The following is a 26370-nucleotide window of genomic DNA, read 5'->3' on the forward strand; positions in this document are numbered from 1 at the left end:
CGGGTCGAGGGTTGTAGCCAGAACGAGAGCGTTACCATTCCGTAATCCGATGGTTTTGGCGCGTCCCTGAGCCGACCATCGGCGACAATCCTTGTGGTCAACACGCCCTCCCACGTTGGGTTATCCTGCTCGCCGGCCTCCCCAGGCGTTCATGTTCGGCCACGTGGAAGTGGACCGGCCGACTCGATCCCACCCTGCATGACACAGCAGTTGTGGGAGTTCACGAAAGCGAAGAAACCAAACCCGTGCGCATACGCAGATCGCTGCCAGCGGCCACCGTCCTTTCCGCCGCTGTTGTCCTGGGGACACCGCTGCCGGCCATGTCCGTCGCCGACGGCGGACCTGAGAACGCCACCGCCCCGTACGCGGCCGAGGACGGCGCCTACCCGAACCGCGCAGCCGCCTTGGCCGCCACCGGTGCCGACCTGATCGCCGGCGACGGGAACATCATCCAGACCCCCTGCAGCGGGGACCATCAGATCCAGGTGTGGGCCCTGAACCTGCCCGCCGCCAACGACTCCAAGATCTGCTTCAAGGCCGCCGACACCGGCTACCTGAAGGTGAGCATCCCGCGGGCCTACCGGATCCGCACGTTCGGCCGCGACATCAAGGCTTCGGTGTCCATCGCGAACACCACCGAGCAGCTCAACGTTCCCAAGGACACGTCCAAGGGCTTCGGTGAAGCCGACCCCAGCGACCCCAAGCAGGCCGTGGTGCTTGACCTGCGGGTCACCGGCACCGGCTCCACCACGCCTCCTGGCGTCTCCGCGGACGTCAAGGGCCTCGGCTTCAATGGAAAGCTCCTCATCGGCGAGACCAGGCGCTGTTCTGCCGCGCTGGTCGACGCGCAGTGGGTCATCTCCGCCAAGAGCTGCTTCGCAGACAATCCGGCCGAGAACAACACCGTCGCGGCGGGGGCTCCCAAGGAGAAGACAACCGTCGTCCTGGGCAAGCCGCACATCAACCTGCTCGGTGGCCACACCAGCGAGATCGTGCAGCTTGTTCCGCATCCGGACCGGGACCTGGTCATGGCCCGGCTGGACAAGCCGGCCGCCGACATCGCGCCCGTCCCCCTCGCTGCCGCCGCCCCGGCCACGGGACAGCAGCTGACCGTCGCGGGCTTCGGACGGACCACGAGCGAATGGGTGCCCGGCACGCGCCACGAGGCCGCCTTCACCACCGGCGCGGTAGCCGCGTCCGGCTTCGACCTCACGGCGAAGACACCCGCCGACGCGACCGTCTGCGCCGGCGACGCCGGCGGCCCCGCGCTGCGCCAGGACGACGTCAACAAGTACACCCTCTTCGGTATCACCAGCCGGTCCTGGCAGGGCGACTGCCTGGGAGCCAACGAGACCCGGAGCGGTGCGTTCGCCACCCGCGTCGACGATGTCGTCCCGTGGGTCCTGCAGACCCGTGCCCTCGCCCCCGGCTGGAAGACCGAGACCCTCGTTCAGACCAGCTCCAGCCTCTACCAGGGCATCCGTCTGGCCGATGGCTCCTGGACCGGCTTCACCGATGTACAGGCCAAGGCCGGCGACATCAAGGGTGTGCGGTCCGCCGCAGCTGCCGGCATCAACGCCGACACCCATGTCGTGGCCCTCGGCGGTGACGGCATCATCCACCACACCCACCGCAAGGCGGACGGCAGCTGGTCGAGCTTCGGCGATGTCGGCTCCGTCGCCGGTGTCCTCGGCAACGTCACCCAGGTGTCGGCCGTCTCCATCGGTAACGACCTCCACGTCGTGGCCGTCGCCGACGGGAAGATCTTCCACACCCTCCGCAACTCGACCGGCCACTGGTCCCGCTTCGGTGACCTCTCCGGAGCCGCCGGACCGATCGGCACCGTGACCGCCGCCGCCACCGCCAGCGTCGGCGGCGAGCTCCAGGTCATCGCGGTCAACAACGGCAAGGCATTCCACACCGTTCGCAACACCGCCGGACAGTGGAGTGCGTGGGGCAATGTCGCCCAGGCAGCCGGCACGACCGGCCCCATCACTGCCGTGAGCATGGCCGGCACCGGCGGCGACGCACAGATCGTCATCGCCACCGACAACGGCACTCGCCAGTACCACGCCATCCGTAAGGCCGACCGCACCTGGGACTCGTTCGGTGACCTGAAGGGCTACCTCGGTTCTGTCACCGTCAAGTCCCTGGGTGCCGCCAGCGTGGACGGCGCCCTCCAGCTCACCGCCACCACCGCCGACAACAAGCTCCTCCACGTCATCCGCCGTGCCGACCGCACGTGGTCCCCGACCACCCCGGTCGACCTTCAGGGCGTCACCGGAAGCCTCGGCAGCACTGCGCTCACCGGCACCCTCTGACCCACAACCGCTCCATCAGAACCGAGAGGCGCGAGGATTGGAGCCCGAATGAGGTTGTGCGTCTCCTGGCTCTCGGATTCTGTGGCTCTGATCCAGCCAACGGCGGGGCCCGAGCGCTTTCCACGATGACTCCTCGAAGGTGACCCGGTGGACGCCCAGAATGACCCCCTCGTGCACCGGCGCCCCCGCGACGTGGGCGACGTCAACGTCCCCGTCGGCTCGGCGCGCTTGCAAGCGGGCGCACGGGAACGGCGCCCTCGGGTGTAGCGCTTCGGTCAGGATGTCGGGGTGAGGGCTTTGCGGCCCGAACGGAGTTCGGTCAGAAGGCGGCCGATGTCATTTGGTCCCCGTCGGCCGGCATCAAACACCGGCGGCACGCGCGACCGGATGGTCAGCAGGCCGCGGTCCGTTGCACGGGCTCCTTCTGATCGCGTTCGATCTCGGCGCGTTCCTGCGCGATCTCCCAGGTGAGGAAGAAGTTGAGGATGGTGCGGATGGCGGCGATGGCCGCCAGCTGGCCGATCTCGGTGAAGCTGGGAGCGACCGCCGTGCGCAGGACGTCACCCGCCAGTTGAAATTCCAGTCCCAGGACAAGAAAGCGGCCAAGGCTGAGACGGATCTTGTTGAACTCTCCGATGAGGGAACGTCGGCGGAGGCCGGTCGTGGCGAACCGGGTGAAGGCTCAGACGGCGCCCGCGAAGATGATCAGTGCGCCGGCCGCCTCGATGGACGACGCCTGCCAGACGGCCCTCAAGCGGCTGCGGGGCTTGGGCGACGGCGAGTTCGCCTGGGTCCGGCTCGCAGACCCCTCGCAGAGCGACCTGGCCCAGTTGACCCAGGAGCTGGGCCTGCACCCACTGTCCGTCGAGGACGCGCTCCACGGACAGCAGCGCCCGAAGGCCGAGCGGTTCGGCGACATGCTGGCCGTAGCGCTGAAGACCCTCCGGTACGCCGAAGAAGAGACGGCGGTGGAAACCGGCGACATCATGATCTTCGCAGGAGCTCGCAGCGGTCTTACCGTGCGCCACGGACCGATCGACCCCTGCCTTGAGGCTGCCCGCAGGCTCGACGCGGATCCGGACATGCTGCGCCTTGGCCCCTGGGCGGTCCTGCACGCCGTGCTGGACGTCGCCGTCGACGCGTACAGCGACGCCGCCCGCAAGGTGCGCGCCACGCTCAACGGGCTCGAAGATGAGGTGTTCTCGACGTCCCGCGTCGACCACACCCAGAGCATTTAGACCGTGTCCTACATGGTGAGGTTGAGGAAGCGTTTGAAGCAGCAGATGGCTGCGGCCAGGCCGAGAAAGGCCAGGTAGTTGCCGGGGTTCCGCTCATAGCGGTGGTTGAGCCGGCGGTAGCCGGTCAGCCAGGACATCGTCCGCTCGATCACCCACCGGCGGCGACCCAATCGTTCGCTGGACTCGATGCCCTTGCGGGCGATGCGGACCCCGATCCGCTTGCCCCAGAGCCATCGCCGCAGGTGGGGGATGTCGTAGGCTTAGTCCGCGTGGAGTCGTGTCGGTTTGGAATCGGCTGCGTGGGATTCGTGTCCCATGTGGAAATGGGACAGCATCGGCTTCAGCCCGAGGCTGTCGTGAGTGTTCGCCGCGGAGAGTCCGACGCGTAGGGGCAGTCCGTCCGCGTCCGACAGGACGTGCATCTTGGAACCTGACTTGCCCCGGTCCACGGGGCTCGGACCTGTGGGTTCGCCCCCTTTTTAGCGCGGACGTGCGCGGAGTCGAGTACCGAACGGGAGAGGTCGACCAGGCCCTGTTCGTCCAGGAGCTGGAGGACCTTCTGGTGAAGCCGGCCCCAGACCCCGGCCCGCGACCAGATGACAAACCGGCGGTGCACAGTCGACTTCGACGCCCCGAAGCACGGAGGCAGGGCCCGCCAGGCGCACCCGCTGACCAGCACGTAGATGATGGCGGCGAAGACCGCCTCATCATCGATGTTCGCGATCCCGCCACCTTGCGGCCGGACCCGTGCCGGCGGCAACAACGGCCGCACTATCTCCCACAGTCCATCCGGAACGATCCATCCCCACCGCCCACTCCCCATGCCCACCACAACGGCCAACGAGCCATGTAGGACACGGTCTAAGCACTCTCGGCATCGGGCCTACCCCGGGGGCGCCACATCGGCGCGGCTGCCGCCGACCCCAGCCCCGGGTCCACACCAGCCGAAACGAAGCCGGAGGGTATCGGGCTGACGTCTGAAACCGACACCGCCGCGCGCGGTGTGAAGGCGGCTCCCCACCAAGCACGGCACGGGCCGATCCTGGAAGACGCCAGCCCGGGCGCCCCGCCCGCAACGGATCGAGGTACCCCAGGCAGGGGCGTGCACCCGCCGGTCCAACGAGCTCTCGCAGAACCTGTTCCCAGAAGTGTGGACCGCCACAGGGTTAGGGCGTTGTCCTGCCCGCCGGACTAACTCGGCGCCGGTGTCTGGCCGGACACCTCGACGCCTGCCTGGCGGAAGTCGTCCAGAGTGGAGGCAATGGTGTCGGGGGCGACACCGACCGAGTAGTCCAGGCGTACTCGGGTTCCGAATCCAGCCGAGGCAGCGTCCAGGGCGGTGGCACGCACGCAGTGGTCGGTCGCGATGCCCACCACGTCGACATCCCGCACCCCGCGTGCACGCAGCCAGTCCGCGAGGGAGGTGCCTTCGCTGTCCGCGCCTTCGAAGCCGCTCTTGGACGCGCTGTGGGCGCCCTTGAAGAAGACGGCGTGGACCTTGCCGCCGGCGACGGTGGGGGCGAAGTTCGGGTGGAATTCGCCGCCTTCGTCTCCGGCGACGCAGTGGACGGGGAAGCTGTCCTTGAAGTCCGGGTTCGAGGAGAAGTGGCTTCCCGGGTCGATGTGGTGGTCGCGGGTGGCCACGACGTACTGGTAGTCACCGTCCGCGCTCTGCTCCACCAGCTCGGCGATCGCGGCGGCGATCTGCGCGCCTCCCGCGACAGGAACGCTGCCTCCTTCGCAGAAGTCCTTCTGCACATCCACAACGATCAAGCCTCGGCTCATCACGAACACCCCTCAGGACGACGGAACGACCCCCGTCTTCTACCGGCACCCTCACCTTCGCCGAAGGCATGGCGGACTGCGCTCACCCACACAGCCGCAGACATTCACCGCAGGAACGATTCTCACTGTCGAAGGCGGCGAAAGGCCGAGTGAGCGGGTGGGGCAGGGTCTACGTGGGGCGCCAGTGGTTCCCGCGGCTGACGGGCGTGGGCAGTCGGAGCGGCACCGTGGCTGCACGCAGCACAACGACGGCGAAGACGATGAACGCCGCCACGCCGAGCGCCAGGAGCACGGTCGCCGACCGGGCCGCGACCTTGCGGTTGGCGGGCGACAGACGCTTGCGGGGATGGGCCGGCCGGCCCTCCCGAAGGCGCGGGCCGCCGGCGTTGGGTCAGGCTGCTGCCTCGGCCGGCCTGGGGAGCCGGAACATCAGCGCCCACATCACCGCGAGAGCAGCAATGACGTACCAGACGCTGCCCGCGAAGGCGTGGGTCACGGTGATGCCGTGACTGCCCGCCGAGGCGTGGTTGAAGAACACCAGCGACGCCGTCGCGATACCGAGCGCGGTGCCGAGCTGCATAGCGGTGTTGAACGGTCCCGCCGCAGACCCTGCGTCATGGTGGCCGACCTGGCTGAGGGTGAGCCCGGCAAGCCCGGCACCGACCATCCCGAAACCGGCGCCGACGAGGATCACCGGGGCGACCGCGGCCACGAACGGCATCCCGGTCTGCTGGGCGGAGACCAACAGCTGATAGCCGACCAGAGTGAGAGCGATGAGTGCCACCCCGGCCTGCGGCACGCGCCGCAGGTGGGCTCCCGCCCACGTGGAGGCGAGCCTCGCGCCAGCCATGCCGCCGATGGAAATCGCCACCGAAGCGGGGGCGAACTGACCGGGTCCATCCGGAGGCAGGCATGCCCCTCCAGTGAGCCGAAGCGCGACGGTCGACACAGAAGCGGGCTTGCCGTCGCCCGGTAAGCGGCTGGTGTGGGCAGGGTCGCCTTTGCGGGGGCGGTGCCCGGGTCGGCTCCCGACCCGGGCACCCGGTTCCGTCTCTACTCCATGAACTGGAAGGTCCACGCCTGGCGTCGGTTGCTGACGTCGAGTGGCCTCAGGGCGATGCGGGGCGGGAAGATCCGCAGCAGGCTGAGGTCCAGGGCCAGCTCCTCGCCGTCGACGGGGCCTCCGGGGACGACGACGTGGAAGGTGTGCGGCTGGTCGCTCTGGTAGAGCGCCCACTCGCGGGGCTCGGGGTATCCGACGACCGGCTTGTTCATCTCCGGGTCGCCGTCGTAGGAGACATAGGTCTCGCTGCGGAGATTGCGGATCGTGTAGTTGCCGTTGCTGAGTTTCTCCAGCTGCCATTCCTGCTCGCCGGGGTTGCCGGTGGGCGGCAGCAGGACAACGGGTGTCTTGGGTTCCGGTGCCCCGTCCAGCAGCGTGAGCAGCTGCTCGGGAGGGCGGGTGATCGTGTAGGTGCCGTTCGGTACGGGTGCCATGGTCGGCTCCACTTCTGACGTGCGGCGCCCGCACGGGTCGCCGCTGATCTTCTGGGCCAGTCGGATCCCTTCCCCGCCGACGTGCGACAGAGGGACGGAACGGCTCTGCGTCACCCTTCAGGAGTACGGCGGATGCGTCCCGGTGTTCGCCCGGCCCGGTGCAGATGCCCTCCGGTGCCTTCCGTGGTGTGTCCGGTGGCAGTTGCTCCCACGAGAGAAACAGGGCCGGACCGCATACCCGGGCAAAGCGGGGCACAGCCCAGAAGCGACGGTTGTGTGTCAGGCGTCCGAGCAGGGGCATCAGAGGCTTCATGACTCTGACACTGCTGTTTCTGCTGCCTGTAGGGCTCGCCTTGGTCCTCCTGACCACCGACAGCCGGCACGGCCACGGCCGACACCGCGACTCTCACTGACACCCGTCAGCCACCACACCCGGCCACCCGTACATCTCATGGACGGCTACGCCCCACACGCCTGCACAGCGGGCGCAGTTACGCCCGTGCTGAACCCCCCTTACGAGCGCTTGTTGCGGGCCGGTCACAACGGCCGGCCCCTAGTACTGCAACGGTCTTTTCTGTGATGGTTTGTTGGCTTCTGGTGGTGTGTGGCCGCGTTGTTTGTAGTGGCTGGTGCGGGCTTGGTGTTGGCGTCTGCGTCGCCAGTGTGACCAGTGCAGGACGTGGTCGGTGCTTGGGCGAGGCCGGGTGAGGCGGCTGATCAGGCGTCGGATTTCGGGGAGGGTGAGGGGTATGAGCTGGGAGGATCCGTTTCTGCTTTCCCGGTGTCGAGTTCGCGGGCCCGCAGGACGGTGAGGCAGGCGTGGGTGGCCATGGCCAGGGTCATGTGGCGGTGCCAGCCGTCGTAGCGGCGGACCTGGTAGTCGTCCAGGCCGCACTCCTGCTTCGCGGTCTGGAAGCATTCCTCGACCGCCCACCGGCTTCCCGCGATGCGGATCAGCTCGTCGAGTGTGCTTTCGGCCGGGCAGTAGGCGATGTAGTAGGAGATCTCCTCGGGCCGGCGGACACTTCGGCGGGCGATCACCCAGTGCCGGCGGTCCTCGCGGTGCCAGGGCCGGACCTCGACCCTGGCCCAGTCGTAGACCCTCGGGCCGTGGGCGCCGCTGCCGCAGGAACGGCGCTTCCACTTCTGCCGGGGCAGGGCGGGGAACAGGTCGTGGACGGGGTGGTCCAGGGCCCATCGGGTGACGACGGTGTCGTGCCGGGTGGTGGCCATGACGTGGAAGACATCCGCCCGCTCGAGCTCGGTGCGCCAGCCTTTGGAGAAGCCGTAGGCGGCGTCGGCGGTCACCCACCGGAACGGGATCCGGTCCGTGATCGCCCGGCGGACCATGGCCTTGGCCATCACCACTTTCGTCTCGAAGGCGACCGTGTCGTCGATGCCGGCGGCCCGGCACCGGTCGCGGTCATCCGTCCATGACGTGGGCAGATAGAGGCGGCGGTCGATCAGGGTGCGGCCACGGCCTCCGGCATAGGCGAGGAACACCCCGATCTGGGAGTTCTCCGTCCGGCCGGCGGTTCCGGAGTACTGGCGCTGGACACCGGCCGAGCGGACACCCTTCTTCAGGAACCCGGTGTCGTCCACGATCAGCACCGCATCCGGATCGCCGAGATGCTCGATGACGTAGTCCCGCACGTCGTCCAGGACCTCGTCCGCGTTCCAGTCGATCCGGTTCAGCAGCCGGTGGATCCGGTCCGGGCCGCCATGCCCGGCCTCTTCGGCAAGCGTCCAGCCGTTCTTCCGCTCCAGCGGAGCTATCAGCCCTCGCATATAGGCAAGAGCCGACTCCCGCGGCTCCGACCGCGAGAAACGGTGCACGAACCGCTCATGCAGAGCCTTCAATTCGCCAGCCCACAACCGGGCATCCCCAAGTTCCCCACCCATGACCTGACAAACGACCGACCTGCCCAACCGTCACGGCAAAGACCGTTGCAGCACTAGAGGCCGTAGGAATCTCCATCCCACGCCAGATCGACGCCAGAACCCACGCAGACAGATTCAAGGGCAACTGCTCGATCTACCCGCTCCCGTGGACGTGCAGCGAAGCCCGCCGGTGATACACCGCCTCATCCGGGAAGCCGCCCACCGCAGAACGCACCACGTCCCGCCGCTCCGCATGCTCCTCCGGCCACGGCACGACTGCCACCGCGCTCCGTATCCGCGCGATCGGCGACCTTGACCTCCCCGCGGGCGCGGGGTCGACGCGAAGAAGAGCAGGGAGACGGTCGCTTGGTCGCCCTCGACGAGAGCGGCCGGGTCCTGGGGTGAGCCGCCGTCGCGCCGGTGCCGTCCAGGAAATCGGAGGCGCCACTACCCGCGCGTCTCATACCCTCGGCCCGCACCGACCCGTCGAAATCACCAAGGACTTTGTGAATCACTCCGATCTCCTCGCCAAGGCCCCCTCGCTCGCGGCCGGCATGGCCGCCGCCGAGCACAACCCGGACACCCAGCTGTCCCAGACTCGCCACCGTGCCGCGCTCGTGGCGAGCTGGCACATCGCACCCGGCTCAACCGTCCTCGAGCTGGGCTGCGGCCAGGGCGACATGACCGCCGTCCTTGCAGAGGCGGTTGGGCCCAAGGGGCGCGTGGTGGCCGTTGACGTGGCCGCACCCTCCTACGGGGCGCCGGTCACGCTCGGAGAATCGGCAGCCCGGCTCGCGGCGGGCCCACTCGGGCCACGCATCGACTTCCGCTTCGCCACCGACGTCCTCGACCCATCGGTCGACTTCCCCGAGAGCACATTCGACCATGTGGTGTTCGCGCATTGCTCCTGGTACTTCACATCGCTCGGACACCTGCGAGACACCCTGGCCCGGGTACGGCCGTGGGCGCGGCGACTGTGGTTCACCGAGTGGGACCTGACGCCTACCTCTGACGACCAGTTGGCGCACCTGCTCGCCGTGCTGATCCAGGGGCAGATCGAGGCCGCGGGATCGCATGGCCAGGGCAACGTCCGCACACCCTTCTCCCGTGAGGGCCTGCTGCGGCTCCTGCCCGAGGCCGGCTGGACGGCCGACGGCAGCGGGCCGGTCGATACCGAAGAACTGCAGGACGGCGACTGGGAAATCGCAGCTTGCCTCGACCTGGTGGGAATCGATGAGCGTCTGGCCGCGCTGCCCGAGCCGATGCGACAGCTCGTCCTGAGTCAGGCCGACGTTCTCCGGGCCATTGCCAAGCCGCGCGGCAACCGCGCGCTCGCCGCGTATTCAGTCACCGCGCGCTGACATACGACCCCAGCGGCCGGCCCGGTCAGGGTTCAGTGAGATCAGCCAACCTTCACCCACCTCCGCCCCCGGGCCGCCATGTCTGCAACACCGCCCCGCCAAGGCCCCCCGGACCGACCCCGCGTCGGCGCCCCGCCTCCGACGATGCGGCCCTGCAGCCCTGCAGCCCCAGCACACCGCCCTCGGCTGCCGCCCGCGCCAATCCGGCTCCCATGGGCCCGGCCTGGGCGACGGCGAAGTCGGCCGCGATGCGGCCGTCGTAGCCAACGGCCGCCCAAGACCCGGTGGCAGGATCCCAGACCTGAAGACGGGTGTGGGCGTGGTCGCCGCTGGTATCCCAGGCGAACGAGGCACCGGGGACGACCAAGCCGACGGGGAACTCGGCGTCGAGGTCGCCGCCCGCGACCGCCCACGGCGACAACTCTGTCGACGAGCGCGCGACGGCGCTCCTGTCGAGCTCCCGATTGTCGAGGTCCAGGTGGCGGACGGTGGCGGTCGGGCGGTCCGTGAGCTCCTGGCCGACCGCGTACATGCGCCGGCCGGCTGCGCTGCAAAGGCGGCCGGTGAGCTCGATGCCGTCAAGGGCGACGGGATCGACCGGCGCGGCGGTAGCGAAGGCCAGGCGCAGCCGGTGGTCGATCGCGGTGCCCACGTGCCGACGCCCGACGGGCGCTGCAGGACAGGCCCGGCCGGCTGCCGGCTGCGGTAGCTCTCCTGCAAGGGGCGTGGGCCTGAGGACAGTTCCCTGTCCAGGAATTGGCGCAGTGGGGTGCGCGGTCAGTGCAGTCCGGAGGACAGGCTCATGGGAGGTCACCGACTCGGAACGAGCGCCGCGGGGGGCGCGGTGAGCGTCACGAGCGGGATGCTGGAAAGCAGGTCTGACAGCCTGTCACCGGGAAGGAGCACGTCGGGTGCGAATGGGTCAGGACATGGCGGTGCGCAGCATCGCCCCGACAACGCTCGCCGCTGGGCCGACACCGGACGCTTCCCCATCCTCCTCGACGGCAGAAAACGCCTGATCATCGGCGAACGCCTCGCGCTTTCTCCGTCGAACTCGCCCGGGAGAGCACCGCCGACGACACAGAGCTGCTGCGGCAGACCTCGGCACGCAACGCCATGCTGGCATCGTCACCAAGGTGACCGTCGGGGACGTGAGCGCCCAGGTCGAGATCCAGGCCGGCCCCCACCTCCTCGTCTCCCTACTCACACGCGAAGCTGCGAAGAACTCCGCCTCGAAGTCGGTGTGAAGGCCACCGCGCGGGTGAAATCGACGAGCGTCCACGTCACCCGCGACTGACACCATCGCACGGCAACTGCTGCGGGCGGGCCCCGCCTTGCGTATTCGGGCCGTGACGGACGCGGGCCGGTCAGTATGTTCGGGGACAGGAGGGCACGCACCCTGCTCGGGTCCTACCTGAGCCAGGTACGCCCTCCCCCGACAGAGTGAGCTTCCCTTCCCGACCAGCGATTGTCGGCCCAGCCAGGCGCCTGACGAGTCCTCAGCTCATACCCTCGTGGGCACCGACCCTCTGGGAGACCGCGTCCTGGAGCGGTTTCATGCGATCCACGAGCTGCTGGAAGTCGGCGGTGCGGCCATCGGACCACTGCCCCATGGCGACCACCATGACCCGGCCGTGGCCCGTGAAAGCCTGCACCAGCCCGCTGTCCGCCGGCAGGGTCGGCAGACCGGATCCGGGAGGCGGACCCTGCACGGCGACCTGGTAATCGTCGAAGGCCATCGCCAGGTCGGTCACCAACGCCAGAGTGTCCTGCGGGTCCTTCATCGTGAAGACGGCCATGTTGAACTGATTGTTCCGGTCATCCTTGTAGAGGGCGATCTGCTCGCCGACACAGCCCGCACTGTCCTCGATCATGGCGGCCAGCCGGGGTCCGACCCCGTCCGGCTCCGTGCACGACTCCATCATGGTCGAGCCCAGCCTGGTGAATACAGCGCCGGATCCACCCTTGACCTCCGCCGGGAACAGTTCGGCGAGCGGCATCATCGGCCGCGTGCCGCCGGCCGCGGCCACCGTGCCCCGCGACGGCGCGGCGGAGGACGCCCTGGTGGGTGTGGACACGGCCGGAGCCGGCGCGGCGTTGCCGTCGCCGGGTGACACTCCGGTGTACTTCAGCACGACAAAGGCGGCGCCCACCGCCACCAGTGCCAGTGTCAGGTTCAGCGGCCACACCCGCCGGGGCCGCGGCGCGGATCGCAGACCGGATTCTTCCGCTTCGAACCGCCGGACCAGGTCATTCCACTCATCGTCACCCGAGCCGCTCGGGCTTGTGGGTATCTCGTTGTTGTTCGGCACCCACGAACTCTAGTGATCAGCGCGGGTCAACTGAACAGCCCCAGGTCACAGCCTCATCACTCTACCGGCGGGCAGAGCTCCAGCGAGGACCAGTACGGCCCCCTCCGGACCATCGGAGGCCGACTCTTTCGGAGGCCCGACCGCAGCTACGGGCGGAGCAGCTCGGCGTTGGGGGGAGGAACGCGCCTCGCTCGGATGGGGACACGAAGTCTCCCAAGTCCGAGAAGTAGTAGGAGCCTGTCGATCCGGTGCACACCTCCAGAACGAAGCGGCTGCACGACGACGTGGGGTGGAACTCCCACAGGGGGCCGCGGCCTTCGTTGAGGATGACCGGCCACTCCTCCGGGGGAACACCGGGAAGCACGAGCCAGTAAGGAACCTCTCCCCCGTTCTCGACGGTCTGCGCAAGCAAGTCGTACGTCCCATCAGGGCAGCACGGATCCATCAGCCACAGAACCCCCAAGAAACGCCACCGCTGTACACCTCGATGAGCCGCTTAGTCGCCAGCAGGGGGCGGTACCCAACTGCTCCTCCGCCGTCGGCCAGTCCACGGGCCGCCTCGCAGAGGAAGGAGGCGGACAGGCGCGGATCAGCGGCTCGGTGCAGCGCAGGTTCCACCCGAGGGACGGTCCTGGTGGTCGTCGACCAGCCGGCCTCGATCGGGGCCCTGCCTCTGGCGGTGGCGAGGAACATGGGCTGCCCGGTCGCCTACCTGCCCGGATTAGCGATGCGGCGGATCGCCGACCTCTATCCGGGCGAGGCCAAGACAGACGCGAAGGATGCGTCCATCATTGCGGACGCGGCTCGCGCGATGCCCCACACGCTGCGGGCCATCGATCTCGAAGACGAGACGATCGCCGAAGATCTGGTCGAGTAGGGAGCCGTCGGCGATGTCCCCGTCGTAGGCGGGGCGGCCGGTGACCCCTACTTGGTCCCGAAGCTGAGAGCAGTCCAGGGGAACAGGTCGAAGAGCAGCAGCACCGACCACGTCAGGTGGATGCCGGCGGCCAGGATCCATGCGGGTTTGTTCGGGATCTTCATCAGCCTCAGCCCCCCGTACAGCGGTGGGAGGTAGAAGACGATGCCCACGAACACGTCGGCGAGCTGCGTGCCCCAGTTGTCTCGTTCGGCGGCCACGCCCTGGCCGATCAAGTACAGGAAGACGCTCAGGCCCAGTGCGCTCATGCCTGCACAAATCCTGAGCAGCAGGGCCGGGTTTGCCCCTGCCCTGCGCGCTGCATGGGCGAGCTCAAGCATGGCAATGCCGGGTGCGAGGAGGACGGAGCCGAGTGGCGTCTTGGCGTAGCGGCTGAGCCAGAGGTCCACCGGTGCCGGGGTGCCCTCCCTGGTCGCGCCGACGGCTGTGCCGGGCGTCGCCTCGTCCACCACCTCCAGCAGCCCGAGCCGGATTGCCGCCCGTGTGCCGACCCAGAGGCGCCGTGTATCCGGGACAAGACGCGATCCGTCAACTGCCTCTTCTGGGAGACGCGATCGCGGAGCTTGCGCATGCTGCGATTGCGTTGGAGGGTCCGAGGCGTTCCGTTCCACGTCGTTGCCGGTGGGAGGCTTGTCCAACGCAACTTTGGACGCGCGTTGGACGCCACGGGCGGCCGCAGTCAGGTCCTCATGACCAGCGGGGCGGACAGGGGGCTGCTGCTGGGGGACCTCTTCCGTGTTGGACAGGGGTTGGACACGTTCCTCGCCGACGAGGAGTACCTGGAGCTCGGCGGTGTCGGGGGTCGCGGGGGTGGGCTGGAGGTCTTCCTCGATGAGCGCATCATCGTGGAGGCCCTCGACGGTGATGTGCTCCAGGCGGGCTTCGAAATCGGAGTCGTCCACCGCATCGGCGGTATCGGCACGGACCGGTTCGAGTGCGCCGGGCGGGACGACCACGAGGTCCTGTGCCTCGCGTTCCAGCCGGCTGATCTCCTCCTGCGCGACCATGGCTTCGGCCATCCAGAACTCCTGCTGTTCCTCCGCCGTCATCCTGCGGGTGCGGGCCCGTTCCTGCTGCACGTGGACCCGGCTGAGGCGCTCCTTGGCCTGGCCGAGCCGGCGCTCCACCCTCGCCTGCTCGCGTTCGCCGCCGAGCTTCAGCTGAAGCTCGGCGTTCTCCAGCCGGCTCTGGGTGTAGGCGAGCATGGGCCGTAGTTCCGCGAGGTGCTTCTCCGCGTTCGCCGCGAGCGCCTGGTACTTGATGACCTGCTGGAGTGCGTCGTCGCGCCGCTGGTGCTGGCGCACCAGTTCCCCGCCACCCGGTAACCGACCGGCACGGCGTTCGATGTCCGCCGCCTTCCACAGCTCCAACGCCTGGACCGACGCGGTGCTGCGGCGGGCGCCGGGCGGGGTGAAGGCCTCCACCAGTTTCCCGACCAAGGGCTTGGGGATGAGCTGCGAGCCGTTGAGGTAGTTCCCCCAGCTGGAACTGCTCCGGCCGAACCTGTCGGCCAGGTCCCGCACCGATGTGCCCCTGGTCAAAGCCACCAGGAACAGGGCCAACCGGCCGGCCGCCGTCTCGTTGTTGATCTCACGCTGCGGAGACACCGCGCCCCTCTCCCACCCTGTCGTCCAACCCTGACCATCCGATGACCACGCCCGAACCCCCTCCCAGCAGGCACAACGCCTCGCACCTGCCCATGGACAGGCCCGGCGCGGCGAATCTCTCCTCACCTCAACCGGCTCTGCGACCAGGGGAGAACACCATGAGCCTGTCCACGCTGTACGCATTCCTCGGCCACGACCTGCTCGGCAACGTCATCGCCGCCTGCCTCGTCGCCGGGACCGGGTACCTGGCCAAGAAGATCCGGACCAAGGCCCGCAACCGGAACAGCTGAACCCGCAACACCCGCCAGTAGGCGCAACGACCTCCTGGCGAACACGGCCCAGGGCCGCCACTCCCTACCTCAGGGGTGGCGGCCCGCCGACGGCCGGGTCTCGCAGCCGGCCTCAGGCCAGGGGGGCGCGTGCCGGCTCCGTCCGCGGGGCTGAGCCCTTCCCGTCGACGTCGGCAGGGCGGCGCGGAAGACTCCACGCCCGACGCGTTGTGGATCGGGCCCGTTCGGGAGGGGTACGGCAGCCGTCTCACGGGCCCGCTCCAGGATCCCGTCGGCGTCCTTTCGGGCCTGCTCGCGGAGTCGCTCGGCGTCGGCCTCCGCATTCGTGCGGATCCGTTCGGCTTCCGCGTGTGCGTCGTGGCGGAGGGCTTCGGCTTCGCGTAAGGCGTTGTCGTGGACCTCCCGGACCGTGGCGCGCACGCGCTTGTTCGCGGGCTGGGCCCGGCACTGGAGCAGCTTGACGTCCTGCCAGTACCCGCGCCACTGGTCGACGAGCGCGGGATCGGCTCGGAACTTCTCGGCGGCCGGCTTGTCCAGGCCGCTCGGGGTGGTGACGATGCGGACGAACTCGAGGAGCGACTCGAGCAAGGGCAGGCGTTTTCCGGAGAGCATCTCGTTCAGGCCGGTCGTGGTCAGGCGCGGGCGCACCGAGGCGGAGGCGACGGTCGCGTAGGCGGGGCAGCCGCCTGATATGTGGAGGAGGTTCAGCTTCTCGGTGAAGGTGGCCAGTGCGCCTTCGTATGCCTCGATCGCCTCGCGGTCCTGCGGCTCGACCTCGGGTTCTTCGGCTGCCATCAAACCCCCCTGCCTGTACGGAAAAGCCACGCTAGAGGGCGGTGAGGCCGTACGTATGCGGATTGCGCCGAACGGCTGCGGACGCCTCGCCCCGTCCGGAGCCGGCCCGAACTCCGCCGACCGAAGCGGAGGATCGTCCAGCCGCGCCTCGAGGCCGGGAAAGTCGCGCTCGGCCACCACGGGGTCGGTGCCTGGCGGCGTGCTGCGGGCTTGTAGGCCTCGAAACCTGCGTGAAGCCGAAGAGGCGCCGGACCCGGGGCCAATGTCAGATCAGGTTGTCGAACGGCCCCAGCAACGCCGGTTCCCGATGGCGCCTCATGGTGCGTGTTACGGCGTCGGGGTCGGCCCAGGCGGGCCCCCGGCCTTCTACCCGTACGGGTGTGAGCCGGGTGTCGGGAGGAGGCGAGCCGCGGTGGCGGTGGGGATACGGAGGTAGTCGCCGAGGTCATTCGCCGTGGCCACACCCGATGCGTTCCCGGCGCGCTCGAGGAGCTGGGTCGGGCATGCGTCGTCGGTGAGCGCGTCGTTCAGGTATGCGGCGGGGATGCAGCGCTCCGCCAGGTCGAACAGGTGGGTGGAGGCGAGCTCCCCGGACCACAGGAGGAATTCCACCGTGGCCTTGGTCGGGCCCCAGTTCCAGCCGGCACCGGCTTCAGTCTTTCAACGCAGGCTGCACAGCGGGAGCGGGCCATCTCAGGGTGATGCGGTCGCACAGTACGGCCCGGGCCTGTTAGTCGCCACGAAGTGACAAGTAGCTCCCTGTAGCAAATCCGGGGTGGGCTTGTCCGGGTTTTCGATCTTTCCGGATTCTTGAGGAGCCGCTCCGCGACGTTGGTCCGGTCACGAAGACCGGCGGGAGTGCGGAGTGCGGCAGGAGTGGAAGCCGGAGGACTTGATCAAGGTCTGGACGCTGTTTGGAGGAGGACCAGGAGCGGCTTCGGAGCAAGTCGGGGGCGGCGAGCCGGCTGGGTTTCGCGCTGTTGCTGAAGTTCTTCGGCTTCCGAAGAACCGCCGAGGAACACGGAACGGACCGGGGCACCCCATACGTTGAGCAGGGCGGGGCCACGCCGTGCGCACCCGACGAGCACCGAAGGGATGGGGGGACGCGTGCCGCAACAGAGCCGCTCCGCGCGCCTGGCCGCGTCCGCGCTGACCTTCGTCGTCACCGTCCTCGCGCTGTTCGTCCCGGTGGCCGGGGCGCAGGGCATGCCCATGCCCGCCGACAAGCCGCTCGCCCACCACACGGTGGCGGGGCACGCCGGACAAGGGGCAGGACCGGACGACGTCCCGGCGCGGCATGTCGCGGTCACCCACCGACCTGACGCCCACATCCCGGGCCCGCAGCCTGCGGGCCCCGCGCGTACGGCCGTCGACACGGCCCCGCGCCGCGCCCTGGGCGGGCCCGACACGGGCCCCGCCACCGCACTCGCGCCGCCGCGCAGGCCGGCCGGGTCCGCCGCCCCGCGCGGCCCGCCCCACCGATGAGCACGCAGACCGTCATCGACGCCTGACCCTTCTGACCCGGCGCACACCGCGCGGGGCCGGTCACGCGTCCCTCCGTCCTGCCCTCATCGTGGAGTACGCATGTCTCGCGCACCCTTGTCCCGCCCACCCTTGTGGAGGGCGATCGTCGCGCTGGCAGCAGTCGCGCTGTCCCTCTACATCGCCCTCACCCAATCCGCCCGCCTCGGCCTCGATCTGCGCGGCGGCACCCAGATCGTCCTGGAGACCCGGGACTCACCCACCGTCAAGGCCGACGCCACATCCACCGACCGCGCTCTGGAGGTCCTCAGGCAGCGCGTCGACGCCCTCGGCGTCTCCGAACCCGGCATCGCCCGCTCCGGAGAGAAACGGATCATCGTCGAACTGCCCGGAGTGCAGGACCCACGCAAGGCCGCCGAGGTCATCGGCCGCACCGCACAGCTCACGGTCCACCCGGTGACGGGGGCGACGGCCGACAAGGGCTCCGCGAAGCCCGAGGCCGACGGATCGCGCACCCTGCCCGACCCGGACCGGCCGGGCAACCACCTGAAGCTGGGTCCCACCGCCCTCACCGGCGAAGGGGTCGAGGACGCCGAGGCGGTCCTGGACCAGCAGTCGCTCAGCGGCTGGATGGTCTCCCTCGACTTCCGCAAGGGCGCGGGCGACACCTGGGCAAAGATCACCTCGGACGCGGCCTGCGCGCCTCAGGGCGCTCCGGAACGCCGCGTCGTCATCACCCTCGACAACAAGATCATCTCGGCGCCCGGCGTCACCGCGGACGTGGTGTGCGGGACCGGTATCACCGGCGGCTCCACGCAGATCAGCGGCGGCTTCGGCCGGGCCGATGCGCGCGAGCTGGCGGCGCTCGTGAAGGGCGGCGCGCTGCCGGTGCCCCTCGACGTCGTGGAGCAGCGCACGGTCGGCCCGACGCTCGGCGCCGACGCAATCGAGGCGAGCACCAAGGCCGCGCTCATCGGCATCGCCCTGACCGCACTGTTCATCACCGTCGTCTACCGGCTCCTTGGCGCGCTCGCCGCCTTGGCCCTCGCGCTGTACGGCCTCATCTCGTACGCCGCTCTGGTGGCGCTCGGCGCGACGCTCACACTGCCGGGGCTCGCCGGGTTCGTCCTGGCGATCGGCATGGCGGTGGACGCGAACGTCCTGGTCTTCGAACGGGCCAGGGAGGAGTACCTGGGCGTCCGTTCCAAGGACTTGGCGAAGGCGGTGAAGACCGGCTTCGCGAAGGCGTGGAGCGCGGTGATCGACTCGAACGTGACGACGCTGCTCGCCGCGGGATTGCTGTTCTTCTTCGCCACGGGCCCGGTCAAGGGCTTCGGGGTCACCCTGTGCATCGGCGTCCTGGCATCGATGCTCACGGCGCTCGTGATCACCCGCGCGCTCGCGGACTTCGCCGTCGCCCGCAGCTTCGTACGCAAGCGCCCCGGTCTGACGGGCATCACCTCGACGGGCCGGGTCCGCACATGGCTGTCCCGCCGCAACCCGAACCTGGTCCGCCACCGTCGCCGTCGGCTCGGCGCGAGCGCACTCCTGGTGGCGGTGGCCGTCGCAGGAATCCTCATCCGCGGCCTGGACTTCGGCGTGGAGTTCACCGGCGGCCGCCTCGTCGAGTACAGCACCAGCAGGTCCGTCGACGCGGACACGGCCCGGAACGCCGTGTCCGACGCGGGGTTCCCGCGCGCGGTGGTGCAGGAGTCCGGCGACGGCGACATCACCGTACGCACGGAGAAGCTCACCGACGACGAACAGCAGCGCGTCAAGGCGGCCTTGGAGAAGCCCGGCGGGACCGTCACGGTGGAGCGTGACGAACAGATCGGCCCGAGCCTCGGCAGCGAACTGCGCCACAAGGCGCTCCTGGCCCTGGGCATCGCGGTGGTCGCCCAGCTGATCTACCTCAGCGTGCGGTTCCGCTGGACCTTGGCGGCAGCGGCAGTCTCTGCGATGGTCCACGACGTCCTCCTCGTGGTGGGCCTGTTCGCCTGGCTGGGCAGGCCGGTGGACAGCGTCTTCCTGGCGGCGCTGCTCACGGTGATCGGCTACTCCGTGAACGACACGGTGGTCGTCTTCGACCGCGTCCGCGAAGCGCGACGCCGAGACCCCCAAGGCGACCTGGAGAAAGCGGCCAACCACGCGGTGGTCCAGACACTCCCGCGCACGGTGAACACGGGTATGGGAGCCCTGTTCATCCTGACCGCACTGGCGGTACTGGGCGGCGACTCGCTGGCGGACTTCTCCGTGGCGCTGATCGCGGGCGTCCTGGTCGGCATCGCCTCGACCATCTTCACCGCGGTCCCGATCGCGATCGCCCTGGAACACCGCAACCCGACACCCCCACCGGCACGGAACCGCCGCGCTGCGAAGGAAGTCCCTGACGGGTACGGCCCGTTGGAGGCGCGGAGGAAGAAGGAGAGGGGGACGGGGGCGGTCGTCTGAGCCCGCGAGGACGGCCCTGAGGTCGAGAGCGGGTGGGCGAGCTCAGTGGCCGCTGGGGGCCTTCGCCGGTCCCCAGACCCCCGCTGCCCCGGCATCCCGCAGCGCGGGCCGGTATCACCGTGGTGGAGCTCCCTGCGCGCTGCGGGACACCGGGGACTGGATCCGCCGGTACCGGATCAGTCGGGCTGGACTCCGAGCCACCGGCTGCGTTCGGCAGCGGCGCCCTTGGCCGGGTGCGGCGGTGTGAAGCCCAGCGGGTACGGGACGGTCCCCGCCTGCTGGCCGGGGGGAGTCCGCAGAACCACCTGGTACCACCCTCGCCGACGCTGGCCTGCCCGACACCGCCTCGCTCGCGGCCGCCGGCTGGGATCTGGTGCTGCTCGCCGCGATCGCCCGGGGCCAGGGCTGGGGCCGCCTCTCGAAGGCGGCCGCCGCCGTGTGACCCGTACGCGGTCGTCGCAGCTGAGCGTCGGCGGGCCCCTCGCCGGGCTGCGCCTGGTGGCGGCGGGCCGCCTTCGGAGCGGACGGCACGTGCGAGCGCGGCTGCACCCGTCGCCTGCTCGGGCCCGGGGCCGACACCGCTTTACGCCGCCGACTTCCTCGCCGACGCCTGGAACACCACGCCCCCACCCCCGGCGGCCGACCGGCTCACCGCCACCGCGGCCGGAGGCCACGGGGGGGCAACCAGGACATCCCCGGGGCCCGGCTCAGGGGCGCACCGTCCAACGACGTCGTACACCGACAGGGAGCCCCAACCCCTACGGGATGGCAGCGTCCGGTTCGTCGCCGCACTCGTGATAGACGTACTGATCGATATCGAGCGATGCCTTGGCTGCCGCGATCCAGGAAAGCAGGTTGGCTCCTAGGAAGATACCTTTTTGCTGTGGGTCATCCAGGTCCCTTATTTCCTGGACGATTTCCAGGGTGACTGCAGCCTCTCCTGAGTCTACGAGTCGACCGAGGGCGACAGCGAGATCCGCACCCCACCCGAGGACCACCGGCTCCATGTCCTCCGGCCGGGCGTCGCCTCCCGTTGTGCTGACGCGTCGGATCCAGGTCGCGTGGGACTGCGGTGGTGACTGGGGACGCCTGCGGCTTCCGATTGACGTTGACTCGTCGGGCTCCGCCCCCAGCTTCATGGAGATTTCCTCCGGCTGCAAAGCCTCACTGACCACTCTGAGATATATGCGAAATGCGCTCATGGCTTCTTGTACTTGTAATTCGTCGGAACCAAGATCCTGCCGTCCTTGCTCACGAGGTTGATCCGATTGTCGGCGTCACGCATGGCATCGAATCGCGACATCGTATTCTCCCCGACCCGGTCGGCCTTGAAGCTGTGCGGGTCCTCGTCGAGCTTCTCGAGGGCCTCCTTCAGTTGCTTGTCCTTGAGCTTCACCAGCGAACCACGATTGATGGCTGCGGCGTCGGGGATGGCACCGGGGACAATTTGGCGCCGATTCGTTTACACGTCGAGTGAAGCCAGTGCCCTGCGAGTGACGTCGGCTGGGGCCGCAGCGATGACGTTATCGAGCGCGTCCATGGAAGCCTGAAGGTCGCTGATGACCTGAGCGATGCGGTCGCGCTCCTGGTGGAGGTCGGCAAGCAGGTCCGAGCAGGTGGGGACGAGACGGTCGCCGGTATCCCGCAGGCACGGCAGGACCGCGGTGATCGTAGAGGTGCCCAGGCCGGCGGCCAGCAGGCTGCGGATGCGGCGGACAACGGCAACGTCCTCCTCGACGTACTCCCGGTAACCGCTGGGGCGACGCTGCGGATGGAGCAGACCCTGCTCCTCGTAGTAGCGCAACAAGTACACGGCCACGTCGGTCCGCCGGGACAACTCACCTATACGCACATGGACCTCCTGATAGTCGCGCGGACATTGCCCGTTCGACTTGACTCTCATACCGATGTGAGACTTTAGCGTCTGCGGCATGAAGGTGAACAAGGGTTTCGCGACGCTCGCCGCGTTGTGCGCAAGCGTCTTCGTCGTGGGTACTTCGGAGTACCTGATCGCCGGGTTGTTGCCCCAGGTCGGCGAGGATCTGGATGTCTCCGTGGGAACCGCCGGACAAGCGGTGACCGCATACGCGCTCGGAGTCGTGGTCGGAGGGCCGCTCATGGCCCTGCTGACCTCGCGTCTGCCGCGCAAGGGCCTCGCCATCGGGCTGATGCTGCTGTTCGCGGCGGGCAGCGCGATCAGCGCCGTGGCGCCGTCGTTCGGCCTGCTCCTGGTGGGCCGCATGGTGTCCTCGCTGAGTCACGCCGCCTTCCTGGCCCTGGCGCTGGTAACGGCGACTCGGGTGGTCCCGGCCGAGAAGACGGGCTCGGCCATCGCCACCGTGGCCTCCGGCTTCACTGTGGCCACGCTCCTCGGAGTGCCCCTGGGGGCACTGCTCGGGCAGGGCGCCGGATGGCGGGCTCCATTCGCCGCGCTGACCGTTCTGTCCCTGGTGGGCACCGTGCTCCTGGCCGCCGTACTGCCCCGGCAGGAAGCACCGTCCACGCGACTGCGTGACGAAATACGCGTGGTGACGCGTCGGCCGGTCATGCTCGCCATCGCCACCACCGCGGTGGGCTTCTCCGGGGTCGCCACAGTGTTCACCTACATCGCCCCGCTGCTGACCCGGGTCTCCGGCTTCTCCGCCGCGGCGGTCTCCGGTCTGCTGCTCGCCTACGGCGCGGGTAGCTTCCTTGGCAACCTCACCGCCGGAAAGCTGACCGACAAGTCGATGAGCGCCACCGTACGCGGGGTCTTCGGCGGGTTGGCGGGGACGCTCCTGCTCGTCCCGTTCGCCGTGGTGTGGCAGCCCACCGCCGTGGCAGCAGTCCTGGTACTCGGTCTGTTCGCCACCGCGACCATCGCCCCGCTGCAGGGACTGATCCTGCACCACGCGGGCGCCGCGCCGAGCCTGGCGGTCTCCGTCAACGTGGGCGCCTTCAACCTCGGTGCAGCAGCCGGCTCGGTCATCGGCGGCGCGATCGTCGCCGCCGGTGCTCTGCGGTGGACCGGCCTGGCGGGCGCGGTACTGAGCCTGATCGGACTGGCCCTGACCTATCTCGTCCTGCCCCGGACAGGGACGTCGGCGAAGGACGCCGCACACGAAGCTTCGGTCACCTGATTCCCTGTCCACTCGCCTCGCACAGGAGGTCGCCATGTACGCGATCCGAATCGCTCGTCACGGCGGGCCCGAAGTTCTGTCCGTCCAGGAGATTCCCCAGCCCACTCCAGGAGTTGGCGAAGTACTGATCCGTACCGTCGCCGGCAGCCTGAACCCGGTGGACCGGAAAACCCGCGCATGGGGAGTCGGGCCCCAACTCCCCGCCACCTTGGGTGGGATCTGGCCGGAGTCGTCACCGCCTCCGACCACTCCCGCTACCGCCCTGGGGGCCAGGTAATAGCGATGTCCGCACAGATCGCCACCAGCCGCGGTACCTGGGCCGAGCAGGTCTCCCTGCCGCGCCCTGCCCGTGTCGGTGCCGCGCCCCGACCTGTTCCGCATCCGGGACCGGACCACCGAGGGCTACGCCTACCGGGCCGAGCTGTACGCCTACGCCCCGACCCGATCGTCTCCCCGCGCCCCGTCCTCGACGAGGACCCCGGCCTGCCCGAGACCTGGTGGAAGGAGATCGTCGCCGCCCTGGCCGCCCTCGCCGACGTCCCACCGCCGGCGGACCGCGAGGCCGTACGCGAGGAGTACCTGCGCCACGTCATCCCCGAGTACACCGGCCACCAGATCGACGCCGTCACCTGGACCACCGCCCACGGCGACCTCCACGACGGCAACATCACCCGCGGCCCGCACATCCTCGACCGGGAAGGATGGGGCCGCGCCCCCTACGGATACAACGCCGCCACCCTGTACGTCTACGCCCTGCTCACCCCCGACACGGCCGCCCGCATCAGGGCCCAGCTGGCCCCCGTCCTGGACCGACCCGAAGCCCGCACCGGCCTGCTCACCGTCTGCGCCCAGGTCCTCCAGGCCCAGGACCGCATCGACTTCCACGCCGAGCTCGCCAGCCCCGTCCGCGAGCACCTGGCACACCTGTAGCCGCGCCCGCCCCCCTCTACCCGGAGTCGACGCTTCGCCGACCGGCGCCCAGTGTCGGAGGGCTCCGATCCCGACCCATGCGCCCGACGCAGGCCCGGCTGCGGCACGGGCAGAACCGAGACACCGTGCTGCCGCTCGTCCTCACCGACCCGGACGGGGGCGGACGGGGGCGGACGAGGCGTACGGGGAAGAATGCGCCTGGCGGACTGCGCGGAGGCGCTGCCCGCGCTGACGCGGGACCAGGGCACCGCATCAGTAGCGTGGTTGGGCACCGAAGGCCTTCAGAAAGCCGGCAGCCGGGCGCGGCCCGGGTCGCCGTCGCAGCGGCCAGCCCCCGCCGCCGGGGTGGAGGGACGATCGTGCGCCGGCGCGTCGTTCCGGGGGTGGCGGCCGTTATTCGACGAGTTCGATCTCGTCCTCGAGGCCACTGCACGCCTTCGGACTCGCACGGCCCCCGAAGCCGTTCCGGCCCCGAAGGGAGACACGGCCCGTAGAGGGCGCCTTACGGCGGTGGCACCGCCGACCCCGGGCTCCAGAGCACGGAGGCCCGGGCCTGCCCACGAACGCCGCGGAGACGCTGACCACTTGGCCGCGATCACGCTGATGACCAAGCGTCTGACTCGCACGGGCTCCACCTTCTGTCTGAAGAGGCCAAAGGACGCCGCTGACACATCCCCGCAGTTCACCCCTGCTGACGCCTCTGGGTAAACCGCCGGTTCTGCCCCAGCAGTTCCCGCTCGGCAGCCTCAACAACAAGGCCCTGCCCGGCGAACGTTTGCCGCCCAGACTCCCTGAGAGTCCTTGATCACGTCGAGGATGACAGTCTCGGCCGCCACCAGAGCGCGTGCACGACAACAGAGCTGGATGGCTGAGGAGTACACAACGGCGTCCGGTTCGACCTCGCCCCACGCGATGACGCCAACTCCAGTTTTCGGATCGAACCACGTCACAGTGCCCCTGGGCAGAACGCTCACCCTCTCTCAAGAGCAGGATGTGAGCCAGGACTACCGGCCAGAGCCTTGCGGTTCGCGCAAGCAAGACAGTCACCCATTCAAGCGAACTTCGCTCCGACCGTGAACCACGAGGTCAATGCGCCTCCGCGACGGGTGGTGGCCCGACCTCCGGCGGGACCAGTACCGCACCCCTACTGGACGGCCGCCGCCTGGCGGGCCGGCAGCGTCGAGCTGCGGCACGCCGCCCGCCCCCACACCTCCGAACCGGCGGAAGGGGCGGCCGCAGCATGAGCGAGCGGACCACCACCAAGGCCCGCGCGCAGGTCGTCACCGCCACCGGTGCGGCTGCGACCTCGCCGCGCTGTCGGAGCGCCCCAGTACGTCCAGCACACGGGCGGCGCCCCTCCGCCTTGCGAGGCACTGCACCGAGACGACCTGGCGTTGTGAAGGGAGGGTTCGCCGGGCCGGCGGGCTGCGCCGGGTGGGTGGGTCTCGTGATGCCAGCGGGTGACGGATGCGGACAAAGGTCGGCTACGTCCGAAATCCGGCTAATAACACCGAGTCCTGTGCACCGAGCGAAGAGGTTGTACCGACTGTGTTGAAAACCGCAATCCGGATCGCTTCCGCCACCGTCCTGGCCGCCGTCTCCTTGGGGTTCGGCTCACCCGCCGGCGCCGCGGCGGACCCGTACCCGGGCACCCCGCAGCAGATCCGTGATACCGGCCCCTGCGGCCCGACCGGCGGCTACCGCGCGTCGGAGTGGCTGCAGACCACGACGGACCCCACGATCCGGCCGGACGTGGACCTCCACGCGGTGCAGGAGGCCTGGTACTGGCGGCACGACGTGAACACGCTGTGGCGGGGCGACACGCGAGACCCCCAAACGATCTTCGCCAGCGGCTTCGCCCCGCGGGGCTCGAATCTCACCCCGCTGGTGGATTGGATCACCGGGGGTGCCGGGCAGACGGGCGCCGCGCACGTGAGCACCAGTTGTGAGCGGTGGGTGGCGCAGGAATTCGCCACGGGGGGCGGGAACGACGGCTGGGTCTACGCGATCCAGGCTCCCGGCGGGATCGACATCAACGCCACCGCGCGGCAGACCGGCCTCACATCGCAATACCTGTGGAACAAGGAGATCGACTTCCCCGGCGGCATCGAAGCCAGGTTCATCGAAGGGGCCTGCCAGTACCACCTCGTCGGCCACGACCCGCAGACGAACGACCGCATCTACCGGAACCTCGGCTGCGTGACGAACAGCAACTTCCGTCCGGTCCCGAGCAAGCACAAGGACAAGGAAAAGGAAACGGTCGGCTCGTCGCACTGAGCTGATCCCCACCGGGAGCGGGTGCCGCACCGGCCGTTCGCGTGATGCGCAGCGCCAGGTAGTGACGAGGGGCAAACCCTCGACCGC

General features: G+C 69.3%; 22 protein-coding genes and 4 pseudogenes. 11 read left to right on the plus strand and 15 right to left on the minus strand.

Features of this window, described 5'->3' with window-relative positions:
- Positions 1-245: 245 nt before the first annotated feature.
- The gene (locus AB8A24_RS07130) at positions 246-2321 is read left to right on the plus strand and encodes a trypsin-like serine protease (protein WP_328959755.1); all 2076 of its coding nucleotides are present in this window, start codon (positions 246-248) and stop codon (positions 2319-2321) included.
- Between the two features lie 391 nt (positions 2322-2712).
- Here AB8A24_RS07130 and AB8A24_RS07135 read toward each other — a convergent pair whose 3' ends face one another.
- Entirely contained in the window at positions 2713-2958 is a 246-nt protein-coding gene (locus AB8A24_RS07135) for a DUF1622 domain-containing protein (RefSeq protein WP_328965749.1), read from the minus strand.
- A gap of 25 nt (positions 2959-2983) precedes the next feature.
- Here AB8A24_RS07135 and AB8A24_RS07140 point away from each other — a divergent pair, with 25 nt between their 5' ends.
- Complete coding sequence (locus tag AB8A24_RS07140; protein WP_328959756.1) at positions 2984-3559, plus strand: CorA family divalent cation transporter; 576 nt, start codon at positions 2984-2986, stop codon at positions 3557-3559.
- A gap of 8 nt (positions 3560-3567) precedes the next feature.
- Here AB8A24_RS07140 and AB8A24_RS07145 read toward each other — a convergent pair.
- The 5 genes and pseudogenes from AB8A24_RS07145 to AB8A24_RS07165 all read right to left on the minus strand — a co-directional run bounded on the left by AB8A24_RS07145 (position 3568) and on the right by AB8A24_RS07165 (position 8743).
- Positions 3568-4382: pseudogene (locus AB8A24_RS07145) on the minus strand (IS5 family transposase).
- 368 nt (positions 4383-4750) lie between these two features.
- Entirely contained in the window at positions 4751-5344 is a 594-nt protein-coding gene (locus AB8A24_RS07150; protein ID WP_328959757.1) for an isochorismatase family protein, read from the minus strand.
- A 391-nt stretch (positions 5345-5735) separates the two neighbouring features.
- On the minus strand, positions 5736-6194 hold the full coding sequence (locus tag AB8A24_RS07155) for a hypothetical protein (protein WP_328959758.1): 459 nt from the start codon (positions 6192-6194) through the stop codon (positions 5736-5738).
- 203 nt (positions 6195-6397) lie between these two features.
- Positions 6398-6841: an RICIN domain-containing protein gene (locus tag AB8A24_RS07160; protein ID WP_328959759.1), complete on the minus strand. Its 444-nt coding sequence runs from the start codon at positions 6839-6841 to the stop codon at positions 6398-6400.
- A gap of 717 nt (positions 6842-7558) precedes the next feature.
- Positions 7559-8743 (minus strand): IS701 family transposase, encoded by a 1185-nt coding sequence (locus AB8A24_RS07165; RefSeq protein ID WP_328959760.1) that lies wholly within the window; start codon positions 8741-8743, stop codon positions 7559-7561.
- A 485-nt stretch (positions 8744-9228) separates the two neighbouring features.
- On the opposite strand from AB8A24_RS07165, the gene AB8A24_RS07170 reads away from it, so the two are divergent.
- A complete protein-coding gene (locus AB8A24_RS07170) occupies positions 9229-10083 on the plus strand; it encodes a class I SAM-dependent methyltransferase (RefSeq protein ID WP_369475151.1) in 855 nt (284 codons plus the stop codon).
- 52 nt (positions 10084-10135) lie between these two features.
- On the opposite strand, the gene AB8A24_RS07175 is transcribed toward AB8A24_RS07170, so the two are convergent.
- Positions 10136-10735 (minus strand): hypothetical protein, encoded by a 600-nt coding sequence (locus AB8A24_RS07175; protein ID WP_328959761.1) that lies wholly within the window; start codon positions 10733-10735, stop codon positions 10136-10138.
- Positions 10736-11032: 297 nt separating this feature from the next.
- Between AB8A24_RS07175 and AB8A24_RS07180 the strand changes: the two are divergent.
- Positions 11033-11380: pseudogene (locus tag AB8A24_RS07180) on the plus strand (molybdopterin-binding protein); the annotation flags it as partial.
- Between the two features lie 202 nt (positions 11381-11582).
- Here the strand turns inward: AB8A24_RS07180 and AB8A24_RS07185 are convergent.
- Positions 11583-12395, minus strand: coding sequence for a hypothetical protein (locus AB8A24_RS07185; RefSeq protein WP_369475152.1), 813 nt, complete (start codon positions 12393-12395; stop codon positions 11583-11585).
- 487 nt (positions 12396-12882) lie between these two features.
- On the opposite strand from AB8A24_RS07185, the pseudogene AB8A24_RS07190 reads away from it, so the two are divergent.
- Positions 12883-13245, plus strand: a pseudogene (locus AB8A24_RS07190) (transposase); the annotation flags it as partial.
- Between the two features lie 74 nt (positions 13246-13319).
- Here the strand turns inward: AB8A24_RS07190 and AB8A24_RS07195 are convergent.
- Positions 13320-14939, minus strand: coding sequence for a hypothetical protein (locus AB8A24_RS07195; RefSeq protein WP_369475153.1), 1620 nt, complete (start codon positions 14937-14939; stop codon positions 13320-13322).
- Positions 14940-15097: 158 nt separating this feature from the next.
- Between AB8A24_RS07195 and AB8A24_RS07200 the strand changes: the two genes are divergently transcribed.
- A complete protein-coding gene (locus tag AB8A24_RS07200) occupies positions 15098-15229 on the plus strand; it encodes a hypothetical protein (protein ID WP_328959764.1) in 132 nt (43 codons plus the stop codon).
- Between the two features lie 69 nt (positions 15230-15298).
- Here AB8A24_RS07200 and AB8A24_RS07205 read toward each other — a convergent pair whose 3' ends face one another.
- The gene (locus tag AB8A24_RS07205) at positions 15299-16024 is read right to left on the minus strand and encodes an ATP synthase F0 subunit B (RefSeq protein WP_328959765.1); all 726 of its coding nucleotides are present in this window, start codon (positions 16022-16024) and stop codon (positions 15299-15301) included.
- A gap of 366 nt (positions 16025-16390) precedes the next feature.
- Positions 16391-16660: pseudogene (locus AB8A24_RS07210) on the minus strand (crosslink repair DNA glycosylase YcaQ family protein); the annotation flags it as partial.
- 471 nt (positions 16661-17131) lie between these two features.
- Here AB8A24_RS07210 and AB8A24_RS07215 point away from each other — a divergent pair.
- Complete coding sequence (locus AB8A24_RS07215; protein WP_369475154.1) at positions 17132-17509, plus strand: hypothetical protein; 378 nt, start codon at positions 17132-17134, stop codon at positions 17507-17509.
- Between the two features lie 99 nt (positions 17510-17608).
- Positions 17609-19957 (plus strand): protein translocase subunit SecD, encoded by a 2349-nt coding sequence (secD, locus tag AB8A24_RS07220; protein WP_369475155.1) that lies wholly within the window; start codon positions 17609-17611, stop codon positions 19955-19957.
- Between the two features lie 176 nt (positions 19958-20133).
- On the opposite strand, the gene AB8A24_RS07225 is transcribed toward secD, so the two are convergent.
- The 4 genes from AB8A24_RS07225 to AB8A24_RS07240 all read right to left on the minus strand — a co-directional run bounded on the left by AB8A24_RS07225 (position 20134) and on the right by AB8A24_RS07240 (position 21809).
- Entirely contained in the window at positions 20134-20262 is a 129-nt protein-coding gene (locus AB8A24_RS07225; RefSeq protein WP_328959768.1) for a hypothetical protein, read from the minus strand.
- 453 nt (positions 20263-20715) lie between these two features.
- On the minus strand, positions 20716-21159 hold the full coding sequence (locus tag AB8A24_RS07230; RefSeq protein WP_328959769.1) for a DUF4279 domain-containing protein: 444 nt from the start codon (positions 21157-21159) through the stop codon (positions 20716-20718).
- Positions 21156-21353, minus strand: a complete 198-nt coding sequence (locus AB8A24_RS07235) for a hypothetical protein (protein WP_328959770.1) — start codon at positions 21351-21353, stop codon at positions 21156-21158. The genes AB8A24_RS07230 and AB8A24_RS07235 overlap by 4 nt, the downstream gene beginning before the upstream one ends.
- 66 nt (positions 21354-21419) lie before the next feature.
- Positions 21420-21809, minus strand: a complete 390-nt coding sequence (locus AB8A24_RS07240) for a MerR family transcriptional regulator (RefSeq protein ID WP_328965751.1) — start codon at positions 21807-21809, stop codon at positions 21420-21422.
- Between the two features lie 79 nt (positions 21810-21888).
- Here AB8A24_RS07240 and AB8A24_RS07245 point away from each other — a divergent pair, with 79 nt between their 5' ends.
- The 3 genes from AB8A24_RS07245 to AB8A24_RS07255 all read left to right on the plus strand — a co-directional run bounded on the left by AB8A24_RS07245 (position 21889) and on the right by AB8A24_RS07255 (position 26283).
- Positions 21889-23076 carry an MFS transporter gene (locus tag AB8A24_RS07245; protein WP_328959771.1) on the plus strand — a complete coding sequence of 396 codons (1188 nt, stop codon included), beginning with the start codon at positions 21889-21891 and terminating at the stop codon, positions 23074-23076.
- A 282-nt stretch (positions 23077-23358) separates the two neighbouring features.
- Complete coding sequence (locus AB8A24_RS07250) at positions 23359-24006, plus strand: hypothetical protein (RefSeq protein ID WP_369475156.1); 648 nt, start codon at positions 23359-23361, stop codon at positions 24004-24006.
- A 1467-nt stretch (positions 24007-25473) separates the two neighbouring features.
- On the plus strand, positions 25474-26283 hold the full coding sequence (locus AB8A24_RS07255) for a hypothetical protein (protein WP_369475157.1): 810 nt from the start codon (positions 25474-25476) through the stop codon (positions 26281-26283).
- Positions 26284-26370: the final 87 nt, after the last annotated feature.

The organism is Streptomyces sp. BF23-19 (assembly GCF_041106355.1).
Classification (GTDB): domain Bacteria; phylum Actinomycetota; class Actinomycetes; order Streptomycetales; family Streptomycetaceae; genus Streptomyces; species Streptomyces virginiae_A.

Excerpts from the sequence above, each read along its gene's own strand:
- AB8A24_RS07150 (WP_328959757.1), bottom strand. The coding sequence starts at position 5,344 with ATGAGCCGAGGCTTGATCGTTGTGGATGTGCAGAAGGACTTCTGCGAA.
- AB8A24_RS07155 (WP_328959758.1), bottom strand. The coding sequence starts at position 6,194 with ATGGCTGGCGCGAGGCTCGCCTCCACGTGGGCGGGAGCCCACCTGCGG.
- AB8A24_RS07160 (WP_328959759.1), bottom strand. The coding sequence starts at position 6,841 with ATGGCACCCGTACCGAACGGCACCTACACGATCACCCGCCCTCCCGAG.
- AB8A24_RS07165 (WP_328959760.1), bottom strand. The coding sequence starts at position 8,743 with ATGGGTGGGGAACTTGGGGATGCCCGGTTGTGGGCTGGCGAATTGAAG.
- AB8A24_RS07200 (WP_328959764.1), top strand. The coding sequence starts at position 15,098 with ATGAGCCTGTCCACGCTGTACGCATTCCTCGGCCACGACCTGCTCGGC.
- AB8A24_RS07205 (WP_328959765.1), bottom strand. The coding sequence starts at position 16,024 with ATGGCAGCCGAAGAACCCGAGGTCGAGCCGCAGGACCGCGAGGCGATC.
- secD (WP_369475155.1), top strand. The coding sequence starts at position 17,609 with ATGTCTCGCGCACCCTTGTCCCGCCCACCCTTGTGGAGGGCGATCGTC.
- AB8A24_RS07230 (WP_328959769.1), bottom strand. The coding sequence starts at position 21,159 with ATGAGCGCATTTCGCATATATCTCAGAGTGGTCAGTGAGGCTTTGCAG.
- AB8A24_RS07245 (WP_328959771.1), top strand. The coding sequence starts at position 21,889 with ATGAAGGTGAACAAGGGTTTCGCGACGCTCGCCGCGTTGTGCGCAAGC.
- AB8A24_RS07250 (WP_369475156.1), top strand. The coding sequence starts at position 23,359 with ATGTCCGCACAGATCGCCACCAGCCGCGGTACCTGGGCCGAGCAGGTC.
- AB8A24_RS07255 (WP_369475157.1), top strand. The coding sequence starts at position 25,474 with ATGCGGACAAAGGTCGGCTACGTCCGAAATCCGGCTAATAACACCGAG.